At 39.1% G+C, this 22,632-nt stretch carries 19 protein-coding genes; 16 read left to right on the forward strand and 3 right to left on the reverse strand.

The genetic code is table 11. The features are described 5' to 3' along the window. The first annotated feature begins 12 nt into the window (after positions 1 to 12). Positions 13 to 1,137 (forward strand): 2-keto-3-deoxygluconate permease, encoded by a 1,125-nt coding sequence (locus V179_RS26785; protein WP_051404780.1) that lies wholly within the window; start codon positions 13 to 15, stop codon positions 1,135 to 1,137. A gap of 242 nt (positions 1,138 to 1,379) precedes the next feature. Next, positions 1,380 to 2,642 (forward strand): nickel-dependent lactate racemase, encoded by a 1,263-nt coding sequence (gene larA, locus V179_RS0100845; RefSeq protein ID WP_028389839.1) that lies wholly within the window; start codon positions 1,380 to 1,382, stop codon positions 2,640 to 2,642. A 432-nt stretch (positions 2,643 to 3,074) separates the two neighbouring features. Here larA and V179_RS32125 read toward each other — a convergent pair whose 3' ends face one another. Continuing rightward, on the reverse strand, positions 3,075 to 4,373 hold the full coding sequence (locus tag V179_RS32125; RefSeq protein ID WP_084552154.1) for a VWA domain-containing protein: 1,299 nt from the start codon (positions 4,371 to 4,373) through the stop codon (positions 3,075 to 3,077). Positions 4,374 to 4,664: 291 nt separating this feature from the next. Between V179_RS32125 and V179_RS0100855 the strand changes: the two genes are divergently transcribed. From V179_RS0100855 to V179_RS26790, 10 genes are all read left to right on the forward strand, one after another. Further along, positions 4,665 to 6,287 (forward strand): YceG family protein, encoded by a 1,623-nt coding sequence (locus tag V179_RS0100855; protein ID WP_051404781.1) that lies wholly within the window; start codon positions 4,665 to 4,667, stop codon positions 6,285 to 6,287. Between the two features lie 139 nt (positions 6,288 to 6,426). After that, positions 6,427 to 7,521: a toxic anion resistance protein gene (locus V179_RS0100860; protein WP_034300172.1), complete on the forward strand. Its 1,095-nt coding sequence runs from the start codon at positions 6,427 to 6,429 to the stop codon at positions 7,519 to 7,521. A 91-nt stretch (positions 7,522 to 7,612) separates the two neighbouring features. Then, the gene (locus V179_RS0100865; RefSeq protein ID WP_028389843.1) at positions 7,613 to 8,224 is read left to right on the forward strand and encodes a TerD family protein; all 612 of its coding nucleotides are present in this window, start codon (positions 7,613 to 7,615) and stop codon (positions 8,222 to 8,224) included. A gap of 234 nt (positions 8,225 to 8,458) precedes the next feature. Next, a complete protein-coding gene (locus V179_RS0100870; RefSeq protein ID WP_028389844.1) occupies positions 8,459 to 9,037 on the forward strand; it encodes a TerD family protein in 579 nt (192 codons plus the stop codon). A gap of 220 nt (positions 9,038 to 9,257) precedes the next feature. Continuing rightward, positions 9,258 to 9,836, forward strand: coding sequence for a TerD family protein (locus V179_RS0100875; RefSeq protein WP_028389845.1), 579 nt, complete (start codon positions 9,258 to 9,260; stop codon positions 9,834 to 9,836). 813 nt (positions 9,837 to 10,649) lie between these two features. Beyond that, on the forward strand, positions 10,650 to 11,846 hold the full coding sequence (locus tag V179_RS0100880) for an HpcH/HpaI aldolase/citrate lyase family protein (RefSeq protein WP_028389846.1): 1,197 nt from the start codon (positions 10,650 to 10,652) through the stop codon (positions 11,844 to 11,846). Beyond that, entirely contained in the window at positions 11,791 to 13,203 is a 1,413-nt protein-coding gene (locus V179_RS0100885; protein ID WP_028389847.1) for a phosphoribosyltransferase family protein, read from the forward strand. Before V179_RS0100880 ends, V179_RS0100885 begins: the two co-directional genes overlap by 56 nt. Before the next feature lie 2 nt (positions 13,204 to 13,205). Then, positions 13,206 to 14,327, forward strand: a complete 1,122-nt coding sequence (locus V179_RS0100890; RefSeq protein ID WP_235178914.1) for a cysteine protease StiP family protein — start codon at positions 13,206 to 13,208, stop codon at positions 14,325 to 14,327. Then, positions 14,324 to 15,139 (forward strand): HAD hydrolase family protein, encoded by an 816-nt coding sequence (locus tag V179_RS0100895; protein WP_028389849.1) that lies wholly within the window; start codon positions 14,324 to 14,326, stop codon positions 15,137 to 15,139. Before V179_RS0100890 ends, V179_RS0100895 begins: the two co-directional genes overlap by 4 nt. A gap of 83 nt (positions 15,140 to 15,222) precedes the next feature. Continuing rightward, a complete protein-coding gene (locus V179_RS26790) occupies positions 15,223 to 15,462 on the forward strand; it encodes a helix-turn-helix domain-containing protein (RefSeq protein ID WP_051404782.1) in 240 nt (79 codons plus the stop codon). A 150-nt stretch (positions 15,463 to 15,612) separates the two neighbouring features. Here the strand turns inward: V179_RS26790 and V179_RS32130 are convergent, their stop codons facing one another. Next, a complete protein-coding gene (locus tag V179_RS32130; RefSeq protein WP_028389850.1) occupies positions 15,613 to 17,013 on the reverse strand; it encodes a TerD family protein in 1,401 nt (466 codons plus the stop codon). A gap of 239 nt (positions 17,014 to 17,252) precedes the next feature. Here V179_RS32130 and V179_RS0100910 point away from each other — a divergent pair, with 239 nt between their 5' ends. From V179_RS0100910 to V179_RS0100925, 4 genes are all read left to right on the forward strand, one after another. Beyond that, positions 17,253 to 18,467, forward strand: a complete 1,215-nt coding sequence (locus V179_RS0100910; RefSeq protein ID WP_028389851.1) for an ammonium transporter — start codon at positions 17,253 to 17,255, stop codon at positions 18,465 to 18,467. 13 nt (positions 18,468 to 18,480) lie between these two features. Continuing rightward, positions 18,481 to 18,843: a P-II family nitrogen regulator gene (locus V179_RS0100915; protein WP_028389852.1), complete on the forward strand. Its 363-nt coding sequence runs from the start codon at positions 18,481 to 18,483 to the stop codon at positions 18,841 to 18,843. 607 nt (positions 18,844 to 19,450) lie between these two features. Next, the gene (locus tag V179_RS0100920) at positions 19,451 to 20,026 is read left to right on the forward strand and encodes a TetR/AcrR family transcriptional regulator (RefSeq protein ID WP_028389853.1); all 576 of its coding nucleotides are present in this window, start codon (positions 19,451 to 19,453) and stop codon (positions 20,024 to 20,026) included. Between the two features lie 42 nt (positions 20,027 to 20,068). Next, a complete protein-coding gene (locus V179_RS0100925; protein WP_028389854.1) occupies positions 20,069 to 20,998 on the forward strand; it encodes an SDR family NAD(P)-dependent oxidoreductase in 930 nt (309 codons plus the stop codon). A 127-nt stretch (positions 20,999 to 21,125) separates the two neighbouring features. On the opposite strand, the gene V179_RS0100930 is transcribed toward V179_RS0100925, so the two are convergent. Beyond that, positions 21,126 to 22,544 (reverse strand): NAD-dependent succinate-semialdehyde dehydrogenase, encoded by a 1,419-nt coding sequence (locus tag V179_RS0100930; protein WP_028389855.1) that lies wholly within the window; start codon positions 22,542 to 22,544, stop codon positions 21,126 to 21,128. Positions 22,545 to 22,632: the final 88 nt, after the last annotated feature.

Genomic DNA, 22,632 nt, shown 5'->3' on the forward strand with positions numbered 1-22,632 from the left:
GAGGTTTGGCATATGAAAATCAAAAAAGCGATAGAAAAAGTTCCGGGTGGGTTAATGGTTGTTCCTCTATTATTTGGAGCGCTATTAAACACAGTTGATCAAATGCATATTCCTTTTGTCATGAATTTCTTGAAGAAGCTCGGGGTTGCTCAAACACCAGAGGGGTTTTATGAATTTCTAAGAATCGGTGGGTTTTCGGAGGCATTATTTAAAAATGGTTCTCTTGTATTAATTGCACTTTTCCTTTTCTGTGCTGGAAGCCAGATGAACTTGAAAGTAGGGGGACGAGCACTTAAGAAAGGCGTCTTGCTCACTTCTTCAAAATATTTAACCGGACTTGCAATAGGACTACTATTTGGAATCTTTTTCGATCCAATGGATGGAATTCTTGGGTTGTCTACATTGGCTATTATTGCCGCTATGACAAATGGAAACGGTGGAATGTATGTAGCCTTGACGGGTCAGTATGGAAATCGTTCGGATGTTGGCGCAGTGTCGGTTCTATCTTTAAACGATGGTCCATTCCTCACTCTTATGTCTTTAGGTTTATTAGGCTCCAGTTTCCCAATCATTGCATTTATCGCAGTTTTACTACCAATTGGTTTAGGAATGTTACTTGGTAATTTAGATCCTGAAATCCGAGCCTTTTTAAAGCCGGGAGAAATCCTGCCTGTTCCATTCTTCGCTTTTGCTTTAGGGGCGGGGATGAACCTTGCTAATTTCTTCAACCCTTCCGTTGTAGCTGCAGGTCTTACAATCGGTATTTTAACCACTGTACTTACAGCTGCGACTGGTATTCTTGTATTCAAGTTATTCAAAGAAAAAAGTATTATTGGTCCTGTTGCTGAAGCATCGACAGCAGGAAATGCAGCAGCTACACCGGCAGCGATAGCTGCTGCATCAGCAGTTGCAGCAAGTTCTGGTATGATGAGTGATGTGGAGGCTGCTGGCTATGCAAGTATAGTAAACGTTGCTACCGCGCAAATCTCAATCGCTACTTTAACGACAGCTATTTTATGTCCAATCGCTGTTATTTTAGTAGATAAATATCAAAAGAAACGTGGTATCGATGGTACGATTGAAGATATAAACCCAAATAATGACATCGACCCAGCAACACCTTCATCTATCAATTAAGAGGCTATTTAAAAGGGGCAGACCTCGCATTCTATACACGATATATATGGATATATAGTAGTTGTGAGGTCTGATTCTTTGGTTCGGGTACTTCGAATCCCTATTACATAGATCCATTCGTCATTCGAATCTGTTCTGCTACGCTCACACTACCTTATTCGATTCGGCTTAGGCGTTTCAACTATTAATGGTTGAGTGTTAACACTCTGTATCTATTAATCTTTATTGGAAAGGAAATGGATATGAAAACAAATATATTGTATGGAAAAGAAGGATTGTTACTTGATTTACCTGATGATGTATTCTTGGTTGAGCCAAACCATCTACCTGGAATTGAGGAAGAAAAAGAGGCGGTTACACATGCTCTTAGAAGCCCAATAGGCGCTTGTTCCCTTAAGGAAACTGTTAAAGCGACGGATACTATTGCAATCGTTATCAGTGATATTACAAGACCTACACCTAATCATAAACTAGTTCCTTGGCTGATTGAGGAATTGAACCATGTTCCATTAGAGAATTTTGTTATCATAAACGGCACTGGTACTCATCGGGATCAAACGAGGGAAGAGTTTGTTTCGATGCTTGGCGAATGGGTCGTAGATAATATTCGCATCATCAATAATAATTGCCATGATAAAGCAACTTTAGTTAATTTGGGTCAGAGTAAGTTTGGGTGTGATGTTTATTTAAACAAAGAGTATGTCGAAGCTGATTTTCGGATTGTAACTGGTTTTATTGAACCCCATTTTTTTGCTGGGTTTTCTGGGGGGCCTAAAGGCATCATGCCGGGGATTGCTGGGATAGAGACAATCATGACATTTCATAATGCAAGGATGATCGGGGATCCCCTTTCTACATGGGGGAATATGGAGAACAATCCTGTCCAAGAAATGACGCGTGAAATAAATCAAATGTGCAAACCAGACTTCATGTTGAACGTCACATTAAATAAAGATAAAGAAATAACAGCTGTATTTGCTGGTGAATTGTATGAAGCGCATGACAAAGGGTGCGCGTTTGTTAAGGAACATGCGATGATACAGTGTGCTGAGCGATTTGATGTAGTTATTACATCAAATTCAGGCTACCCTCTTGATCAGAATCTTTATCAAGCGGTAAAGGGGATGAGCGCCGCGCAAAAAATCGTGAAAAAAGGGGGAGCTATTATTATTGCTTCCGAATGTTCCGATGGGCTTCCAAGCCATGGTAACTATGCGAAGATTTTTGACATGGCAAAAAGTCCTCAAGAGCTATTAGATTTAATAAGTAGTCCTGATTTTAAGATGTTTGATCAATGGCAAGTTCAAAAACAGGCGGTTATACAAGTGTGGGCAGATGTATATGTTTATTCAAAACTTACGGATGAGCAAGTGAAGGGTGCCATGCTAAAAAGCACGGATAATATTGAACAAACGCTAGAGGAATTAAAACAGCTTTATGGTGAGGATATGTCGATAGCTGTCTTGCCTTTGGGTCCATTAACGATACCTTATGTAGAAGAGTAAAGTGAGACGGGGAGAGGAATAAAGGGGATGTCCTATAACATCCCCAGTAATTACTACATATAATATGTTTTTATCGTAAGGCTCTTTTCGTAAAGATTGTTGTTTTTAGCAAGAAACCAATTCGAACAGATGTTGATTGTAGTGGAAGGTGCGAGACTCCTGCGGGAAAAGCGTGTTGAGGGAGACCCCGCAAGTGCAAAGCACTGAGGAGGCTTCTGAGACCGCCCGCGGAAAGCGAGTACCTGCAACGGAAATCAACCCGGGTTATTAGTGTAAAAATGATTGAAAAGCAACAAAGTATGTGAAAACAGCCTATCGGAAAGACAACAAAAGTGGTTCATGCGCCCAAAACTTAAATCTCGCTTGAAAAGTGGTTGAAGCACATATCAAGACCAGTGTTTCTCTCTAAACTCCTCTATCTCTTTATTGCACTTAATGAATTACACGCTTGCTTTTTGCTTCTTTCATCCAAAACGGGAATTCATTGAGTAATTTATTATATAGCTCCTCATCACTTTCATTTTCGATGTCAACAATTTGAAAGAAGTTTGCGTTATCGATGAACCTTCCTTCTAATTCATCAAGTTTCTTAAGGACGTCAAAATTTCCGTTTCCAATTCCGACGAATTGCCAGAACAATGGCTGATGAGCGGATTCGATTAGTACTCTTGGAACATTGTCATGTTTACGACTTGCCTTTTTCACGCCACCGTCATTAATGAAAATTAAATAAACTGGTAGTTTACTTTTTTCCTCAACAAAGTATTTTTGTAATACATCTCTCATAACAGGCGGTTCATTGTTGGCACCGAATTTTTTTACAGATGGATTACCAAGGATTTCGCGCTCGATATAATCGGTGAAGTCGATTTCGGTAATCGAAGGCATTCGTGTAAATTCATTGTCGTATATCCACACGTCTAAAATGCCGTCATCATCAAAGCGTGTTGCCAGTGCAAGCAGCCTCTCTAAAACACTTTGAACGGTTCCGCTTTGATAAAGCCTGCGCATAGACCCTGATATATCAAGGACTACCCCTACACGTGCAATTCCTTTCTGCAGTGCCTTTTTCTCTAACACAATATCGACCTTTTTCTTAAGCAGGTCGAAACTTGTTAGCTTGATGGGTTCGATTATTTGAACCGGTTCGGGAGTGGCTTCCGGTGCTTCTACTGTTTCTTCATAATAAAGATCTAAGAATTCCTGAAGCCCGGCATTATATCCTCTACCTACTGGATTAAAACGCCATGCTCCATCCTTCTTGTAAATTTTTCCTAGTTCAAAGGCTGTTTCGCCATAAAACTGCTTTTCAGTAAAGGTAAAGAGTGTTTTATTTGTGTTAAAGTCTTCAATAGTCATATGGATGGAACGAAACTGCTGGAAACTCTGATTCTTTTCAACAGCATCATGTATGGTCACGACAAATAGAATTTCATGAATATCATCCTTTATGTAGGGAAGATGAATTGTAATTTGTTGTTCGGCATTGTTTGGCATCTGGCTGGCCATGATTAGGGACTTGTCCGGAGATTCTAGCTGGTTATAAAAGATAAAGTATTCTTCGAGCGGGATTTTCCGCTGTTCATTTAACATAAATACGGATACATCTACATCATATTGGTTACGATCATAAGGATCGGAAATATCCCAAGCGACGGTAATGCGCCATTTTTTCGTGAGAGGGTATTGTTTGCTCAAATTCAACCTCTGACCTTTAACTAAAGTAAGCAATCAAACACATCCTTCAATATCTATATTTTAATCCCGCATTAACAGGCAGTAAGATCCCAGGTGATTAAAGTTTCACTTTATTGTACCCGAAACAGGTATTTTGTTGATACAAATATGTCCAAAAGTCTGAAACTTCAATGAAACCTTTTGCTGGCAAATACGTTATAATAGATACAAGAGTTTTTATGGAATTTTTGACAGCCTAGACCCCTTAAGTCGTGCCATCCGATAGACAGGCATGCGTAGGTTGAACAAAGAGCTTAGCGCTTTTCTTTGAAAGGAGATTTGTCAGTGGGTGCATTTGGTCAATACGCAAAGATCAATCCGGTATTGATCGATTTTACAGAGGATGAATGGAAACAATTAATCGAAAAGAAACGCTCAGAAAGAGATAATCACCAAAGCGGTGAACACTTCATTAGCTTTGGGCAAGTAGCGGCTCGTTTCTTAGGTATTCCCCGAGATGAGGATGACTATTATCTTACATTATTTACATTATCCGAAAACCCTCATGTATACGTCTGGAATGGTCGTTTAAACAAAGAAAATGATCCCGATAAATTTCACGCACTACAAGATGTGCTACAAATAAACCAAAGTGAACAGCTTTCCGTTAATCGATTTATCGCTTTTCTTGAAGGGAGACAGCTTATTCCGTCTCATGAAGATACTTCGATCCATCGACATATACGTGAAAGCTTTAATAAAACATTAACCCAATTTGTCGAACAACATGATTTTGGGTTGCGACATCCTGACTTTCGCAGGGTAATAAGTGATTTAATTAAATGGCTTTGGAACCATGTTGATGTAATCCTTAGTAAACTGGATGGAGGAGAGGTTCCGGTTGTTTTATGGTATGGCGACGCAACGAAAAGTGAACTTTATTTCTTATCATTTATTCAAAAGTTAGGCTTTGATTTATTAATATTCCATCCACTCGGATCTGATATTTTCAAACAATTAGATCCAGAGCGAAAGCACATGATTGTTCAGGAATTTTCCGTAAAAAAAGAGCCAAGACCTTTTCCGACACAGCGGCCGGTACGCAAGGCAACGGTTGCGTATCAGGCTTCTAAGGAAATTGAGAGGATTTTACACACTGAAGAGACACCTATATTCAAGCCTTGGCAGTATCGTTCCCATTTCCCTGTATCCATCACACTTAAAACAACGTATGATGAATTATTTTTAATGAGCAGGGAAAGAGCGTTCATTAGACCGAATTTTAAAATCGAAGGAAATGAAGTGCATATACCTTCCCTATTTGCGAAGGTATCCGGGGTGACAGCGAATAGAAGTGAATATTGGGGGAAAGTCGAGGAGTTAAAGGGTGGCGACTTATCGCTATTTATCCGTTACTTTCCTTTTACAAACAGCATCAACGGCAATTTCCTCTATCATTATCAACATGCACTTTTAGATAATGGTGTATTGGATTCTAAAAAAATGATCAATAGTGTATGGTGGAAATTAAAGCAATTGCCACTTGGTGTTCAAGAGGCGCTTGCTGCTGGAATTTCAAGAGTTTGTGCGAATCCTAAGCTTCTTCGTGAGCCCCATGAGTCGACGGAGGATCTCAAATTATATTTATTTACACAGCTGACTGTCTTACCTGAGTCAATTGTTAATTTGTTACTTAAATTTGATTATCCACAGTTCGTTCCGAGAATCGTTTTATATAATAGTAGTTCTGGGAATGGACTAGCACGGTCCGATGCTGCGTTATTGCTTTTGTTAAATGAGTTGGGGTTTGATATTATTCTCCTCAATCCATCAGGACTTAGAGATATAGAGCTATATATTGATGATCAACACTATGATGTCCATTTAATGGACCAGTTTGAGTTCAATTACGAATATAAAGAACCGAAAATACCGATATGGCGCCGTTTTTTTAAAAAAGATCCATAAGCGCCTGCTCTAAAACTAAAACGTTAATAAGGTTCAGATTCTATAAACTGTATCACCTAATGAGGGTGGCGGTGCGGAGTAGATTTTCCGAAGTACGGCCCCTTTTCCACAAAAAATACATAAGAAAGAGGGATAAAGCATGCAAGTTAATAGTACAGAAATACTTGATGAGAACACGAATCAGCTGTCACTTAATAAAACAGAAGAAATTAAGCTCAAGCTTCGTCAGGAACCCGAAGTGCAGAAGTTGGTTCAGCAGATTGATGTAAAAAATCAAATTTCAGTGTTGGAATTTGGGAAAGAGCCGGCTGTTGAGATTTCGAAGTTCTCAGACCGTATTTTAGGGACGATGAAGGCTAGTTCAATGGAAGATTCCAGTGAGCTATTAAAGCAGCTTGGTAAGGTTATGGATCAGTTTGATCGGAAGGATTTTGCCGAAGAGAAAAAAGGTCTGTTTAGCAAATTGTTCAATAAAGGCGAGAAAATGATTGAAAAGATTTTTGGAAAATATCAAACAATGGGCGGCGAAATTGATAAGATTTACGTTGAAATTTCCAAGTATCAAAATGAAATGGTGACATCAACAAACACGTTGGAACAAATGTATGAACAAAACTTCAATTATTATTTAGCGCTTGAAAAATACAGTGTTGCGGGTGCGATGAAGGCAGAGGAATTGAAAGCAACATTACTGCCGCAATACGAAGAAAGAGCAGCACAAGGAGACCAAATTGCAGCGATGGAATTAGAAACACTGCGAAATGGTATTGAAACGCTTGAACAACGGGTATATGACTTAGAAATGGCAAAGATGGTTGCGTTGCAGACAGCACCACAAATCCGATTGCTTCAAAGAGGAAATACGAAGCTAATTGGGAAAATCAATTCTGCCTTCGTTACAACCATCCCAATCTTCAAAAACGGATTAATCCAGGCAGTATCTGCAAAACGTCAAAAGCTAGTTGCTGATTCAATGAGCGAGCTAGATCGCAGGACAAATGAAATGCTTGTGAGAAATGCACAAAATATTTCTTCACAAAGCACAGAGATTGCACGACTTGCTGGAGCACCAAGCATTAAAATTGAGACGATTGAAGAATCGTGGAACATTATTATTAATGGATTAGAAGAAACAAAGAAAATTGAAGATGAAAACAAACGGACGCGTGAAGAGGGAACAAAACGTTTAATTGAACTTAGGGAAAACTTTCAAGCAAGACAATTAAAAAGTTAAGAGTATTATTATTTGTTCGATTGGAAGAATGATGATAGAATTATATTAAATAAAACACGCTGGCGTGAGTAAAGGGAAGGAAGTGTTTCGGTTGGCTATTTCGTTACAAAAAGGGCAAAAGGTAGACCTTACAAAAGGCAGAGCCGGTTTATCATCCATTACAGTAGGTTTAGGATGGGACCCAGTAAGCTCAGGCAAGCCAAAAGGCCTTTTAGGAGGATTGTTTGGTGGTGGAAGTGCTCCAAACATAGACTGTGATGCTTCTGTCATTCTTTTGGACAAGAACGACAAATTAACGAGTAAAAACAACTTGATCTACTTCGGTAATAAGACAAGTGGGGATGGAAGTGTAAAGCATACAGGTGATAACGTAACAGGTGATGGAGATGGTGATGATGAGCAAATCATCGTTGACTTAAACCGTATTTCTCCTAGTGTAGAAAAGATTGTATTCGTCGTGAATATTTATGCTTGTGTACAACGAAAACAAGATTTTGGCATGATTCAAAATGCCTTTATCCGTTTGGTCGATAATTCAAATGGACAAGAATTAATCCATTTTAACCTGACTGATAACTACTCAGGATTAACGTCATTATTTGTTGGCGAAATCTATCGCCACAATGGTGAGTGGAAATTTAACGCAATCGGCAATGGTACAAAAGACACATCTATTTCTGAGATTGCGAATAAGTATGTGTAATTTTTTTACAAAACGAATATGGCATTAAAAAGCCACCTTTTACCATGAAGGATATATCATTAAGCACGTTACACTGGCTTAATCACAATGGTGGCGGTGCGGAGACGGATTTTGGAGTACCTTCTTAATGAAGGAAGTATATCTCCAAAGTAGATTGGCTATATTAGTAAGCTGCGAAGCCCCGTCCCCATGTCTTCAAACAAAATAAATCTAATAAAGTGAGGGAAAATTATTATGGCTATTTCATTAAGCAAAGGACAAAAAGTAGATTTAACAAAAGGAAATCCAGGTCTTAAAAATTTAGTAATTGGTTTAGGCTGGGATACAAACAAATATGATGGTGGACATGATTTTGACTTGGATTCATCGGTATTTTTACTAAACGCTTCAGGAAAAGTAGGTTCTGAAAAAGACTTTGTGTTCTTTAACAATCTTCAAGGTGGGAATGGTTCTGTTATACATACAGGAGATAACCTGACAGGTGAAGGCGATGGAGACGATGAGCAAATTAAAATCGACTTAAGCCTTGTGCCAGCAGAGGTTGAAAAGATTGCTTTTACGATTACAATCCACGATGCAGAAGCTCGTAATCAGAACTTCGGTCAAGTATCGAATGCGTTTGTACGTGTTGTAAACGAACAAGGCAATTCAGAACTCATTCGTTATGACCTTGGCGAAGATTTCTCCATTGAAACAGCTGTTGTGGTTGCGGAATTGTACCGTCACAATGGCGAGTGGAAGTTCAATGCAATTGGCAGTGGCTACCAAGGTGGATTGGCTGCACTTGTAACTGACTATGGTTTATCTGTATAATCTTTAAATATCTTTCAAAATAAGATCTGAGAAGATAGAGTTTCTTCTGATGACCCCTTCAACTGTATTCAATTATGTTGAAGGGGGATTATCTTTATCCTGGTTTAATAGGCTGTAATCCTCCACCTCAATATTTACATAGAGAATCAGGAAAAATAGGTAGGGATGAACTTCCAAATGGTGAAGTTTCACTTTATGTGAAATAGAAAGGATGATGTAGATGTCGATTTCATTATCAAAAGGGCAACGAATTGATTTAACTAAAACAAATCCAGGTTTGACACGTGCTGTAATTGGTTTAGGCTGGGATACTAATAAATATTCTGGAGGCTATGATTTTGATCTTGATGCTTCAGCATTTTTAGTTGATCAGAATGATAAGTGCACCAACGACCTTGATTTTATTTTTTATAATAATTTGCAAGATCCAAGTGGTTCTGTCATGCATACAGGTGATAACCGAACTGGTGAAGGTGATGGGGATGACGAGCAGATCAAAATAGATTTTAATAAAGTTCCTGCAAATATCCATAAAATTGCAATCACTGTTACAATCCATGATGCGAATCAGCGTAGCCAAAACTTTGGTCAAGTATCTAACGCATTTGTGCGTGTTGTAAACGAAGAAACAAATGTTGAAGTTTTACGTTATGACCTTGGCGAAGATTTTTCGATTGAAACAGCAGTCGTGATTTGTGAGTTATATCGTCATGGTTCTGATTGGAAATTTAATGCAATCGGCAGTGGCTTTTCGGGCGGATTGGCTGCGTTGTGTCAAAACTACGGGTTGTCTGTTTAATCGAGTTACAGATAACGTTGTAAGATAATTGTAATCAAAAGAAATAATACATTTATAATCGTTCCAATTGCAAAAGGGTGAACACAGTTGTGTTTCCCTTTTCGTTATTTTCAAAGTATTTTATCCTGGCTTAACGGATAATATGACCCCAGCTCAAGGTTTAGAGGAATCAAAGAAGCGTAGGTGGGGACAACTCTGTCCGTCATAGCTCGATTGATTGGTTCAACTTCTATTCTCTCTGGTTGAAAGAGTATGTCATGTTCATGAAGGCCAAAGGATGTGCAAATCTTAGTTTTGCTTGAGAAACTTCCGGTTTAAGATAAACAAGAAATATGGAGAAGTTATAAACCCACTCTCGATATTTCTTGTTTATCTTATGCAAGACCTAGATTGAGCAAGAGGTTTGTATTTCCTGAGTGAAAAAGAAAGTATTTGTTTGTATCCCACATTAACGGGCAGTATAGCCCCGATTGGTGAAACTCAGTGAAACTTGCTGAGAGTTGGTAAAGTTTGCGCCGAGCGGAGATATTAGCGATTTTTAGAACGGGAAGAGTCAGTAGAGGATGAAGAAACCACTACTAATTAAAGTTTCACTTTATGATTATTTTACGCTATCGATGTGTCTATTTAGCAAATATACACTTTGGGGATATCTAGTCTTTGGTAGCCGGACGTTGTGTGGTTAGAGTCTTGTCGCATTCGGGTCTTATGCACTTTTTGGGAAATCGATAAAGGGTTACTAGACTTATATGTCCAAATTGGCTAGTAGCCAATTTGGACAGGTGATAGTTTTTCGTGATTGGAGGTAGCAGTTTGAAGCATTTTAATTATCTAACAAAGGATCGTGAGGAGAAAATCTTTTATCGGATGCCGATAGAATTTTCTAAAGACAGTGAAAAAGAATTGTTGGCACTATCGCTTGGAGCTTGCTTGTATATGCCAGGCACTCGTCTGAGTATTTGCGCTGATATAGTGAATCAGAAGCATGATGGTTTAGTATCCATGGTCCTTTGTCTTGAAGATGCTGTTAGTGATAATGAAGTATATCAGGCAGAATTGAATGTCATTGCTCAGCTTCAGCAGCTTCATATGCAGCTTGAATCGGGAGCCATTATGATAGATGAACTTCCTATCATTTTTATTCGAGTGAGAAGTGAAAAACAAATGAGGTATGTCGCAGAGCATCTAGGTAGCTCCATACATGTACTAGCTGGCTTTGTTTTTCCGAAATTCACAGCTGAAAATGGGCAGGGTTATATTGCGGCTCTTCGTGATTTAAATGATCAATATGGCATTCGCTTATACGGCATGCCAATTCTTGAATCGGCTGAAGTGATATATAAGGAATCGAGAATATCTTCATTGTTAAGCATAAAGCAACTGTTAGATGAGCATTTTGATTGCATTTTAAATGTACGGATGGGAGCAACTGACTTTTGTGGATTATATGGCATAAGAAGAAGTAGTGATTCTACGATTTATGATATTTCAGTCGTCAGAGATTGTATTGCAGATATCGTAAATGTATTTGGTCGAAGTGAAAAGGAGTATGTAGTGTCGGGTCCTGTATGGGAGTATTTTTATCGAGAAGAGCGAGTGCTTAAGCCGCAGCTTCGTCAAACTCCTTTTATGAACAGTCTAGGTAAAGAAGGCTTATCGCTTCGTAAAGAATTCTTAAATGAATATTTGGACGGCTTAATTCAGGAAGTTTTGTTGGACAAAAACAATGGACTTACAGGGAAAACGGTTATTCATCCAACTCATATAAAGCCTGTTCATGCGTTTTCTGTTGTTTCCTACGAAGAATATATGGACGCCATTAGTATATTAGAGGGAATAGGTGGAGAATCAGGTGTACTGAAAAGTCAATTTTCTAATAAAATGAATGAAATGAAGCCTCATTATAATTGGGCAATAAAAATCGTTAGTAAAGCGAAAATATACGGGGTGTATCATGAACAATGCTCATACATTGACTTACTCACAGAGCAAGAACAGATCTGTATTTAATATATTAGATTCTTTAGTCGTATCAGTAGAAGTGACAGAAAATCCTTATAACCTGCCTTTAGACTTTTTATTCGAAATGGCAGCCCGCAAGAATAAGAAACGTGGGTTTCTGTTTGTTAGTAAAATTCTTGGAAAACATATTCCAGTAAACCCGGTTACATCTTTGTTAAGTGGTGCATTATTAGCGATGCGTTATTTAGAAACGGTGCATAACCATTCAATAGAGGGTAGAAAATCCGTGATAGAAGCGTTGATCTCAGGAAGTAGAAAAGAAGAAGTCTACCATTCTCTTATGGAGAATCCTTTTGATTTACCTGAAGAAACCCTTTTTATCGGTTTTGCTGAGACTGCGACAGCACTTGGACATAGTGTGTTTGATTTATTTAATAATGCCCATTATCTCCATACTACAAGAGAACGGATTGTTGGGTTACAGTCGAGCATAGAATTTGAAGAAGAACACTCTCATGCGACTGAGCAAGCGTGCTATGGAAATAAAGCATTATTGCAAAAAGACGGTCCGATCGTTCTTGTTGATGATGAAATTACGACGGGGAAAACAGCGTTAAATATTATTGAATCCATTCATGCCGTATATCCTCGAAGAGAGTATATCGTCCTATCTCTTTTAGATTGGCGCTCAGAAGCTAATAAAGAAGCGTATGCGAAACTAGAAGAAAAGCTTGGAATCCGTATTCAAACTGCGACATTATTGGCAGGTAGAATCAAGGTGAACGGCGAGCCTGTTGATACCGAAGGCTACTATGAATATGCCCAGTCTGGTGCTGCGGTTGAAACAGAAATCCATGCTATCAATCTATCAGAATATGAGAATTGTAAACGGATTGATGATGTTGCGTATGCATCTATTAGTAGTGAAGGATATGTGAATGAAGTTCCATATTCTGGAATGACAGGGCGTTTTAACGGAATTTCGTCAAGTGATCGTCTGAGTATTGATGATTATGCTTATCGTGTAGGAACTGGGCTTAAGCAAACTCGCTCTGGAGGAAAGGTGCTCTGTCTAGGAACAACTGAATTTATGTATCTGCCAATGAAAATCGCTTCATATATGGGCGATGATGTCTACTATCAATCAACCACAAGAAGTCCGATTCATCGTATTGATAAAGCAGGGTATGCTGTGACCAGTGGGTTTGATTTTGCGAACCCGGATGATATGGCGATTACAAATTATTTTTACAATATCCCTTACAAAAGCTACTGGGATATCTATCTATTTCTTGAGCGCGAAGTAGAAGAGGTTCGCCTGGAATCGTTAGTAGAAAAAATCAAACAAGTTGGTGCCCAGAGGCTCTTTGTTGTCACAGTGAATTCTAATGCAGAAAGGAGATAGCTATGCCTATTAAACAAAACTTTACGATAGTGCCAATGGGCAGTTATCCACCTGAAGATGTGACATTTTTGTTAAAAGATCTAAGTGGAGTTATGCAAGAGAAGGGAACGGAGGACCGAGAAGAAGCGATTCAATCTGGTGTTCATTACTCTGAGATGTTGCCGATTGAATACAAGCCAACATCTGAATACATGGCAGTGTATCAAAAAGCATTGCAAGAATATGCGGAAAAAGTGGCGGTAGCAATAGGGGTTGTCGCACAAGAGATTCTTTTGAAGAAAGGAAAGAATTTGATTCTTGTTTCGTTAGCGAGAGCGGGTACTCCGATTGGCATCTTAATTAAACGTTATTTGTTATTGGCTCATAACTTGGATGTTCCTCATTATAGTGTTTCTATTATCCGTGGCAAAGGAATAGATGAGCAGGCGATTCACTATATCAAACAGAATCATCCAGATCGTCATATTCAATTTATTGATGGGTGGACGGGTAAAGGAGCGATTAGTCGTGAATTAACAAAAGCCTGTCAAAAAATGAATGATCAATATGGCTACGATCTTGACGATAGTCTTGCTGTTTTAGCGGATCCAGGTTATTGTTCTGATATTTACGGGACAAGAGAGGATTACTTAATACCGAGTGCTTGCCTAAATTCAACTGTGTCAGGTCTTGTCAGCCGAACAGTTCATAATAAAGCATATATTTCTGAACAAGATTTTCATGGTGCAAAATATTATCGTCACCTTGAAGAAGAAGATGTATCAAATGAATTTATTGCAACAATCGTTAAAGAGTTTCCGGCAGTTGAGCGGAATATTCAAACGCATCTTGAACAAATTCGCTCGCAGCACACAGCACCAAATTGGTCAGGTTTAGCTTGTGTGAAAAAGATCCAAATTGACTTTTCAATCGACGATATGAATCATATAAAACCTGGTGTTGGGGAAACAACTCGTGTTTTATTGCGAAGAGTTCCATGGAAGATTCTTGTAAAAAATCGAAATGATAAGCGATTAAAACATATTATTCTGCTCGCTGAAGATCGTGGTGTTCCGATTGAAGAGTATCAAGAAATGTCATATACGTGTTGCGGACTAATTAAGTCGATGAAGGAGAAATTATGATTTTTGCAAGTGATTTAGATCAAACGTTAATTTACTCTATTCGATCAATGAGGCTTAGAGAAGATCGTCCTAAACCGGCGATGCGCGTTGTTGAGAAGCGCGGCGAACGAGAGATCTCTTATATGACCTTGCATGCTATTGAAATATTAAAAAAAGTTGCTGATAAGATGATGTTTCTTCCGGTTACCACAAGGACCGTAGAGCAGTTTCGATATATTAATCTGTTCCAAGACGAAATTGTGCCGCCTCTTGCTGTAACTAGTAATGGTGGAAATATTCTAGTGAACGGTAAAATCGATGAAGAGTGGCAAAGAAAAATTAAAGTAAAGTTAGAAAATGAGGCGTTGAGTGGAGAAGAGATGCTTAAACATTTCAGTGAGTTAGCTAACAATAATTGGGTTAACTCTCAGCATACGGCAGATGAGTTGTTTCATTATTGTTTGATCGAGCGTGAAATGGCTCCGTTGGATGAATTAATGCATTTCAAAGAAATGATCGATCAGCAAGGCTGGAAAATGTCTCTGCAAGGCCGCAAGCTTTATTTTGTACCCAAAGCGGTGAATAAATGGGATGCAGTCGCTTATATTAAAGAAAAAAGCAATCGAGAATTTGTGGCTGCGGCTGGGGATTCATTGCTTGATCTGTCGATGCTCGAAGTTGCGGACTATGCAATCTCCCCCATTCATGGAGAACTGAGTGAAATGGGAAATTCTGTAGTGAACAAAACGATTCACCGAACAGATCAAAAAGGAATCCTCGCAGCTGAGGATATATTAAATCAAGTCTTGCGTATTTATGAAGAACGTCTATAGTTGCTTTTACTCCCCTTATTTTATTAAAGAGGGTTGCTGCTCGTTAAACCTGGATAAAATGCCAATCAAGAAGGTGTTTTCAAATGATCAATCTATTTAAAAAACAACCTAATCTAGATAGTCGAAACATATTAAGCTCAAGTGAAGCTTGCAAAGAATGGGGTATCGACTCATCAACATTAAGAAGGAGAATACATGATTTTCCAAATGGAACTATTCGTAAGTTCGGAACATCATGGGTGGTCACTCGTGAAGGAATGTATGCAGTATTTGGTGAAAAGAAAACTCAAGCAAGTTTCGAAAGTTGGAAATCTAAATATTAGAAGAAAATGAGTGGATGTCCTAAAAAGGTCAGACTAAAGCACTTCTACACAGTTTAAGGTGTGTGTAGTTGTTGGTTGGTCTGACCTTTTTTATGGGGCATCCACTTTTTGGTGTCTCACTTAATCAGCCTAGTTCCTTATCAGGGTCTGTTAAGAAAGGAATTCGGCTGGATCAAGACCTAGTTCTCGGCAAATTTCACTGACAATTCGCTGCTCATTTGCGTCAAAGTTACCGTCAGCATAACCGATCGCTATGCTGTATCTTGCGATTAGACGAGCAATTTCCGGTTTTGTACGGACACGTCCTAGTGCTTTGAAGGCTTCGGCACGACCGACAATCATGTCACGTTCGATTCTTTGAGTAAAGTTATTGAATTGTGCAATCACTTTGTTTGTATCGAAGACTCGTAATTCCTCGCTTTGGTTGACGAAATCAATCATTTGCTGGCGCTCGGCTGGATCTAGGTGTCCGTCTGCCATTGAAACAAGAGCACATCCGGCAACGATGGCGTCTAGTACATCCTGACTTTTATATCGAGCGAATAAATCCTGTGCTTTCCGCTTTTGTTGTACGGCCCATTCGGAATAGTCAGTTTGATTTGGAGACCATGAATTGCCGCAGCTGTTACAAGTAAGTTTCAATTGGTTTTTTCCGATAAATCCTCCCAATAAGCCAATTGGTCCGAGGATTAATCCACCAACTGCTGCTTTACCAAGTCCAAATCCCTTTTGACCAGTTCTGACATTGTTTGAATAGCAACGTGGACATTGCAGCTCCTCGCCGCCGTATTGCTGGTTGGCCCCACCTCTTTGGGCTTGATTTTGCATAGGAGGTTGGTAGGTTTGTTGTTGTTGGTATGGAGGTTGATTCCCATATGTATTCGTATTACCAAACCCTTGTTGTTGATATTGTGGTGATGGCGGGATCGGTTGTTGTTGATAAGGTTGTTGAACAATTGGAGTAGGTGTTGGAGCATCATCTACATTTACGCCGAAGTTTCTACATAAAGCTGATAACCCGCCTTGGAAGCCGCTTGCAATGGCATTGAATTTCCATTCCCCGTTATGACGATATAATTCTGCTGCAACGATGGCAGTTTCGACTGTAAAGTCTCTTCCAAGCTCAAACCTGATTAATTCCTCGAATGTCTGTGTGTTAAAAATCCTTACATAGGCATTGGAAACTTGTCCGAAATTTTGCTGCTTAATATGGGCATCGTGGATTGTGATTGTAAATGCGATCCGATGAATCGCCTGCGGTACAAGGTTTAAATCAATTTGAATTTGTTCATCATCTTGATGACCTGATCCTGTCCGGTTATCTCCGCTATACAGAATGGATCCATTTCCCCCAGAAGGGTTATTGTAGAATACAAAATCTGCATCACTTGCAACTTTTCCATTTGCACCAGTTAAAAAGGCTGATGCATCTAAATCATAGCTAGCTCCGAAATTGCCGACATCCCATCCTAGTCCTACAACAACGTGCTGCAGACCTGGATGGGTTTTTGTTAAGTCAACCTTTTGACCTTTACTTAGAGTTACACCCATCAATTACACGCTCCTTAAATGTTAATCAGTTTGAAAATATTACTATTATCGTACCACAAAAGGGAAAGGGTGTAATGTATTCGTAACCTGATACGTTAAAGTTCTTTAATGTTAGATTTTCTAACATTAATTTTAAATTTTTATAAAATTCAGTTGATTTTTAGAAGGGTATTTAATATGATATCAAATATAACATGATATGTTAGATAATCTAACATTATTTGAAAGGGGAGGAAAAAATGGAATTAGCAGACTCAGTCTTTATGTTTGTGGCAACTATGCTTGTTTGGATTATGACTCCAGGGATTGCACTTTTTTACGGAGGAATGGTAAAAAGCAAAAACGTCTTGAACACTGCGATGCATAGTTATATGCCGTTAGCTGTCATTTCAATCTTATGGGTTACGATCGGATACTCGATATCTTTTTCAGAGGGAAATGCTTTCTTCGGAGGCTTAGATTGGATTGGTTTGAATGGGGTAGGATTTGAGCCGGGACCTTACAGTGATACGATTCCACACAGTTTGTTCATGTTGTTCCAAATGACATTCGCTGTTTTAACGGTTTCAATCATTGCTGGAGGGGTCGCTGAGCGTATGAAATTTTCTGCATTCTTACTGTTCACAATTATATGGTCGTTATTCGTATACGCTCCACTAGCTCACTGGGTATGGGGCGGTGGCTGGTTAGCTCAACTTGGAACATTGGATTTTGCAGGTGGTAATGTGGTTCATGTTTCTTCTGGTGTGACAGGTCTAGTGTTAGCGATTATGCTCGGGAAACGTAAATTGTCAGGTGAAAATACACCGCATAATCTTCCGTTAACATTCTTAGGTGCGACATTAATATGGTTCGGTTGGTATGGGTTTAACGTTGGAAGCGCGTTGATGATTAATGAAGTAGCCATGGTCGTTTTTGTAAACACGGCAGTTGCAGCAGCAGCAGGCATACTTGGCTGGCTAATCATTGAGTATATGTGTAGTAGAAAACCTACGATGCTAGGTGCATTATCTGGAGCTATCTCCGGATTAGTTGCGATTACACCTGCCTGTGGTTTCGTTACTGTGCCTGCCGCGATAATTATTGGATTGATTGGTGGAGCTGTCTGTTTCTGGGGTGTTTCTTATTTGAAAGGAAAGCTTGGCTACGATGATGCACTTGACGCGTTTGGTCTTCATGGAGTAGGTGGAACATGGGGTGGTATTGCAACCGGATTATTCGCTACAACCTCTGTTAATCCAGGAGGGGCGAACGGATTACTATATGGGGGCTTCGATTTATTTTGGAAACAGCTTGTTGCGATTGTCGCAACCTATATTTTCGTAGCGGTTCTTACATTTATCATTGCAAAAGTGATTAGTTACCTAGTACCGTTACGCGTGAATGAAGAGGATGAATCGCTCGGACTTGATATAACTTTACACGGAGAAAAGGCATATCACGAATCCATTTAAAGGGGGCTTTATTATGGAAGAGGTGTTAACGAAGATAGAAATCGTCACAAGACCAGAGAAATTCGACGTGTTCAAACAGGAGTTAGCCAAAATCGGAGTCAGTGGGATTACGGTCGCAGAAGTAAAAGGAACCGGGTTGCAAAAAGGCTATAAGGAAACCTATCGTGGTGTGACCCGTGAAATCAGCCTCCATGACCGAATCAAAATTGAAATCGTTGTCTGTGAGGTACCAGTACAGCAAGTAATCGATCTTGCAAGAAAATACTTCAATACAGGTAAACCGGGAGATGGAAAAATTTTTATCTATGAACTGGCTAATGTAATTAAAATCCGCACTGGTGAAGAAGGTCGTGCTGCACTGAAAAATGAGCAATAAAACCAGTAAAGGGAACTTCATTTAGGTTAACCCTTCGTTCAACCAGGATGAAACATACTATGAAACGTATTCAGCAGATCGGATGAGATGTAACGCATAGATAGGAAGGAATACCTTGAAGGCTTTTTAAAAGCATCAATGCAAGAAACAGGAAAATCATTAATACCCTTATTTTGAAAAGTGTTTATCAACCTGCTGACCGTTCTTAGTTAACTTTGAAAAAATTTTAGAAGACTTTTTGTTTCATTTAAAGTAAGTATGCCAAATATCCGAGAATAATTAAGTCAAACTAGTTATTCATCCTTATCCATAGATAGGGATGTTTTTTTGATCGGTTTATTTGTGTTTTTTCAATTTTATTTTCGAAATCTGAAATTTATATCGATAGCAATTTAAAATTACTAATCAAATTCGAGTTTTCCTTTCAGAGCGTAGTCGTGGTTCGCATAAATGAGGGGAATTCTCAAATTCAACTCGTAAAATCCAAAAAAATGTGGATTGGGTCAAACGTCTAATTGTCGCATAGCCTTTTTTTAGAATATATTGACAATCAATTATGAGTTAGATAAACTTTTAATTAACCAGTGGTCAATTAAAGGAGAAAACTATGTCACCAAGAAAATCAGTGGATAATGAATTAACGAAAGAAATGATTATGGACACAGCGAGGGAATTATTTGCAGAGCAGGGGTTTCAGCATGTTTCGATGAGAAAAATTGCACAAAGCATCGGATATTCACATGGGGCTCTTTATTATCATTTTAAAAATAAAGCGGAAATCTTCTACAGTCTTGTATCTTTAGACTTTTCCTCGCTGAATCACGAGATTGTGAAAGTGATGAATAGCGAAGCCGATAACGATCAAAAAATACGAGATTTACTTCTAAGGTTTATTAAATTTGGTCTCGATCATCCTAATCATTATGAAATTATGTTTTTAACGAGAGATGAAGAGGTGCAAAGCTTTTTGCAGCAGGAACCAAGTGAAAGCTATCGGCAATTTTCAGAAGCACTTCATCAATTGAGTAATAGGACCATACCGATTAAAGAGACATGGTCTGTTTTTCTATCACTTCATGGATTTGTTTCGGTCTATTTAAGGAATAGGCAATCTTATTCTGAGGTGGAAATCATGGCTGAAACACATGTAGATGTCATTTTACGGGCAATTGTGCAGCCCTAATTTTTTTAATATTTAATTGACCAATGGTTAATTAAAAGGGGGATGAGTATGAAGGCGTTAGTATTGGGAGCAACAGGGGGCATGGGTAATGCAATTGTATATGAATTGTTAGTACGGGGAGTGGAAGTTACGGCTTTTGCCAGAAACATTGAGAAGTTAAATAAATTGTTCAAAGATCAAAAGGTAAGACTTGTTCAAGGTGATGTTTTTAACAAGGAACAAGTAAATCGAGCTGTGAAAAATGCAGACGTTGTTTTTCATTCAATTAATATCCCATATGAGCAGTGGGAGGGACAGCAGCCTATTCTTATGGGAAATATTCTTGATGCGGTCCAAAAGTCTGGCGCTAAGCTCGCAATTGTCGATAACATATATGCGTACGGAAGAAACCCTGGTACTTTGGTGACGGAAACGACTAGAATGTCGCCTCATACGAAAAAAGGGAAAATTCGTCTAGAATTAAATTCGATGGTAAAGGAATCTGGTGTGCCAATGTTGATTGCACATTTTCCAGATTTTTATGGCCCTCATGCCGAAAACACGTTATTAGATTATACGTTTCAAGCAATAGCTAATGGGAAAAAGGCTCGATTTGTCGGCAATCAGATGTTGCCTCGAGAATTTATTTATACACCGGATGGCGCGAAAGCTATTTGTGAATTGGCAATGCAAGACCGCTTTGAAGGAGGGCATTGGAATATTCCGGGCACGAGTACGATTACTGGGAAAGAGATCATTGAACTTGTAAGAGAGTTGACGGGGTATGAGAAAAAGGTTTCCACCGTTTCTAAAAATATGATTCGACTACTCGGAGTGTTTGATCCTGGTATGAGGGAAATGGTTGAGATGTTTTATTTAAATGAAGATCCGGTCGTATTAGACGGCGGAAAATATGAGAGAGAAATAGGGCTGATTCCGATGACGCCATATAAAGAAGGGTTTCAAAAAACATTAGAAAGTATTGCTCAATAAAATAAATCGAGATACTTTGGCGTCTAGTGATAAATTTTAAAAATAGAAAATGTTAAGTGTTCTAGCTCAAACCCTAGAATAAAAGCTCAAAGCTCAAGCTATGACCAATTTAGCTTGAGCCAATCTCTTATAACCCTAACGAAATATACTTCACTTCTAAATATTCTTCAATTCCATGATGTCCGCCTTCGCGACCTAATCCACTTTGTTTGAAACCGCCAAATGGAGCTTGAGGAGTTGACGGCAGCCCGTCATTCAAGCCGACGATGCCAAATTCGAGAGCTTCAGTAATTCGAATACCTCTGCTAATGTTTTCGGTGAAAACGTAAGCTGCCAGCCCATATATAGATTGGTTCGCTCGCTTAATAGCTTCTTCATCAGTTTTGAAGGAAGCAATCGGTGCAAGCGGTCCAAATGTTTCTTCTTGCATACAAAGCATAGAATCATCGATATTACTTAAAACGGTTGGCTCTAGGAAAAGTCCATTTTGTACCATTCCGCCTGATTCTAATTTGGCACCTTGACTGATGGCATTTTCAATATGGGCCAATACTTTATCAACCGCACTTTGATTAATAAGTGGTCCAATATCCGTGCCTTCTTCGAGCCCGTTACCAACTTTAAGAGTTCCAACTTTTGCGACTAATTTTTCAATAAAAGCTTCATAAATGGATTCATGTACATAGACTCTGTTTGCACAGACGCAAGTTTGCCCTGCGTTTCGGAATTTAGAGTTCAAGACACCTGCTACAGCCTTGTCCAAATCAGCATCCGCAACAACGATAACTGGAGCATGTCCACCGAGTTCAAGGGAGATTTTCTTGACTGTATCAGCTGCGCCTTTCATTAAGAGTTTGCCAACTTTTGTTGATCCAGTAAAGGTCAGCTTACGAACCCGATTATCCTCAATCCAGGCACTTCCAATTGCCTTAGCATCTCCTGTTACAACATTAATGACGCCTTTTGGAATTCCAGCTTGCTCAGCTAGTTCAACTAATTTAATAGCGGTGAGAGGTGTTAATTCTGATGGTTTAATGACAACTGTACAGCCAACTGCAAGTGCTGGTGCAACCTTTCTGGTAATCATAGCTGCAGGGAAGTTCCAAGGAGTGATGACTGCAACGACACCAACTGGCTGTTTGGAAACGAATAATCGCTTATTAGCTTGAGTTGCCGGGATGGTTTCCCCGTACACTCGTTTCCCTTCTTCTGCGTACCAAGATAAAAAACCATTTGCATAGGAGATTTCTCCAATCGCTTCTTTCAGTGGCTTGCCTTGTTCCATCGTCATGATGTTTCCAAGTTCTTCTTTTTTTTCTTCGATTAAACGATGCCATTTCCAGATCAATTCAGACCTATCATAAACCGATAGCCCAGCCCATCCTTTAAAGGCGTCGTATGCTGCATCTGTTGCTTTCTTTGCTTCATCTGCGCCTCCATTAGGAACAGTGGCAATTACTTCATTCGTCGCTGGATTCCTTACTTCAATTTTAGCTAATCCATAATCTGACCATTCTCCGTTCACAAATATTCCATAATGTTTCATACGTACAACCTCCATTCCGAAAGTAAATATCGTTCTTCATAAGTATATATAACAATATGTCTATGGTTAAGTTTCTTGCTTGATGAAA

Source organism: Bacillus cihuensis (genome assembly GCF_000504145.1).
Lineage (GTDB): Bacteria > Bacillota > Bacilli > Bacillales > DSM-1321 > Peribacillus > Peribacillus huizhouensis.

What these genes read in the sequence shown, in the direction of transcription:
- V179_RS26785 (WP_051404780.1), top strand. Translation starts at nt 13, where the DNA reads ATGAAAATCAAAAAAGCGATAGAAAAAGTTCCGGGTGGGTTAATGGTT.
- larA (WP_028389839.1), top strand. Translation starts at nt 1,380, where the DNA reads ATGAAAACAAATATATTGTATGGAAAAGAAGGATTGTTACTTGATTTA.
- V179_RS0100860 (WP_034300172.1), top strand. Translation starts at nt 6,427, where the DNA reads ATGCAAGTTAATAGTACAGAAATACTTGATGAGAACACGAATCAGCTG.
- V179_RS0100870 (WP_028389844.1), top strand. Translation starts at nt 8,459, where the DNA reads ATGGCTATTTCATTAAGCAAAGGACAAAAAGTAGATTTAACAAAAGGA.
- V179_RS0100875 (WP_028389845.1), top strand. Translation starts at nt 9,258, where the DNA reads ATGTCGATTTCATTATCAAAAGGGCAACGAATTGATTTAACTAAAACA.
- V179_RS0100885 (WP_028389847.1), top strand. Translation starts at nt 11,791, where the DNA reads ATGAACAATGCTCATACATTGACTTACTCACAGAGCAAGAACAGATCT.
- V179_RS0100890 (WP_235178914.1), top strand. Translation starts at nt 13,206, where the DNA reads ATGCCTATTAAACAAAACTTTACGATAGTGCCAATGGGCAGTTATCCA.
- V179_RS0100895 (WP_028389849.1), top strand. Translation starts at nt 14,324, where the DNA reads ATGATTTTTGCAAGTGATTTAGATCAAACGTTAATTTACTCTATTCGA.
- V179_RS26790 (WP_051404782.1), top strand. Translation starts at nt 15,223, where the DNA reads ATGATCAATCTATTTAAAAAACAACCTAATCTAGATAGTCGAAACATA.
- V179_RS32130 (WP_028389850.1), bottom strand. Translation starts at nt 17,013, where the DNA reads ATGGGTGTAACTCTAAGTAAAGGTCAAAAGGTTGACTTAACAAAAACC.
- V179_RS0100910 (WP_028389851.1), top strand. Translation starts at nt 17,253, where the DNA reads ATGGAATTAGCAGACTCAGTCTTTATGTTTGTGGCAACTATGCTTGTT.
- V179_RS0100915 (WP_028389852.1), top strand. Translation starts at nt 18,481, where the DNA reads ATGGAAGAGGTGTTAACGAAGATAGAAATCGTCACAAGACCAGAGAAA.
- V179_RS0100920 (WP_028389853.1), top strand. Translation starts at nt 19,451, where the DNA reads ATGTCACCAAGAAAATCAGTGGATAATGAATTAACGAAAGAAATGATT.
- V179_RS0100925 (WP_028389854.1), top strand. Translation starts at nt 20,069, where the DNA reads ATGAGTATGAAGGCGTTAGTATTGGGAGCAACAGGGGGCATGGGTAAT.
- V179_RS0100930 (WP_028389855.1), bottom strand. Translation starts at nt 22,544, where the DNA reads ATGAAACATTATGGAATATTTGTGAACGGAGAATGGTCAGATTATGGA.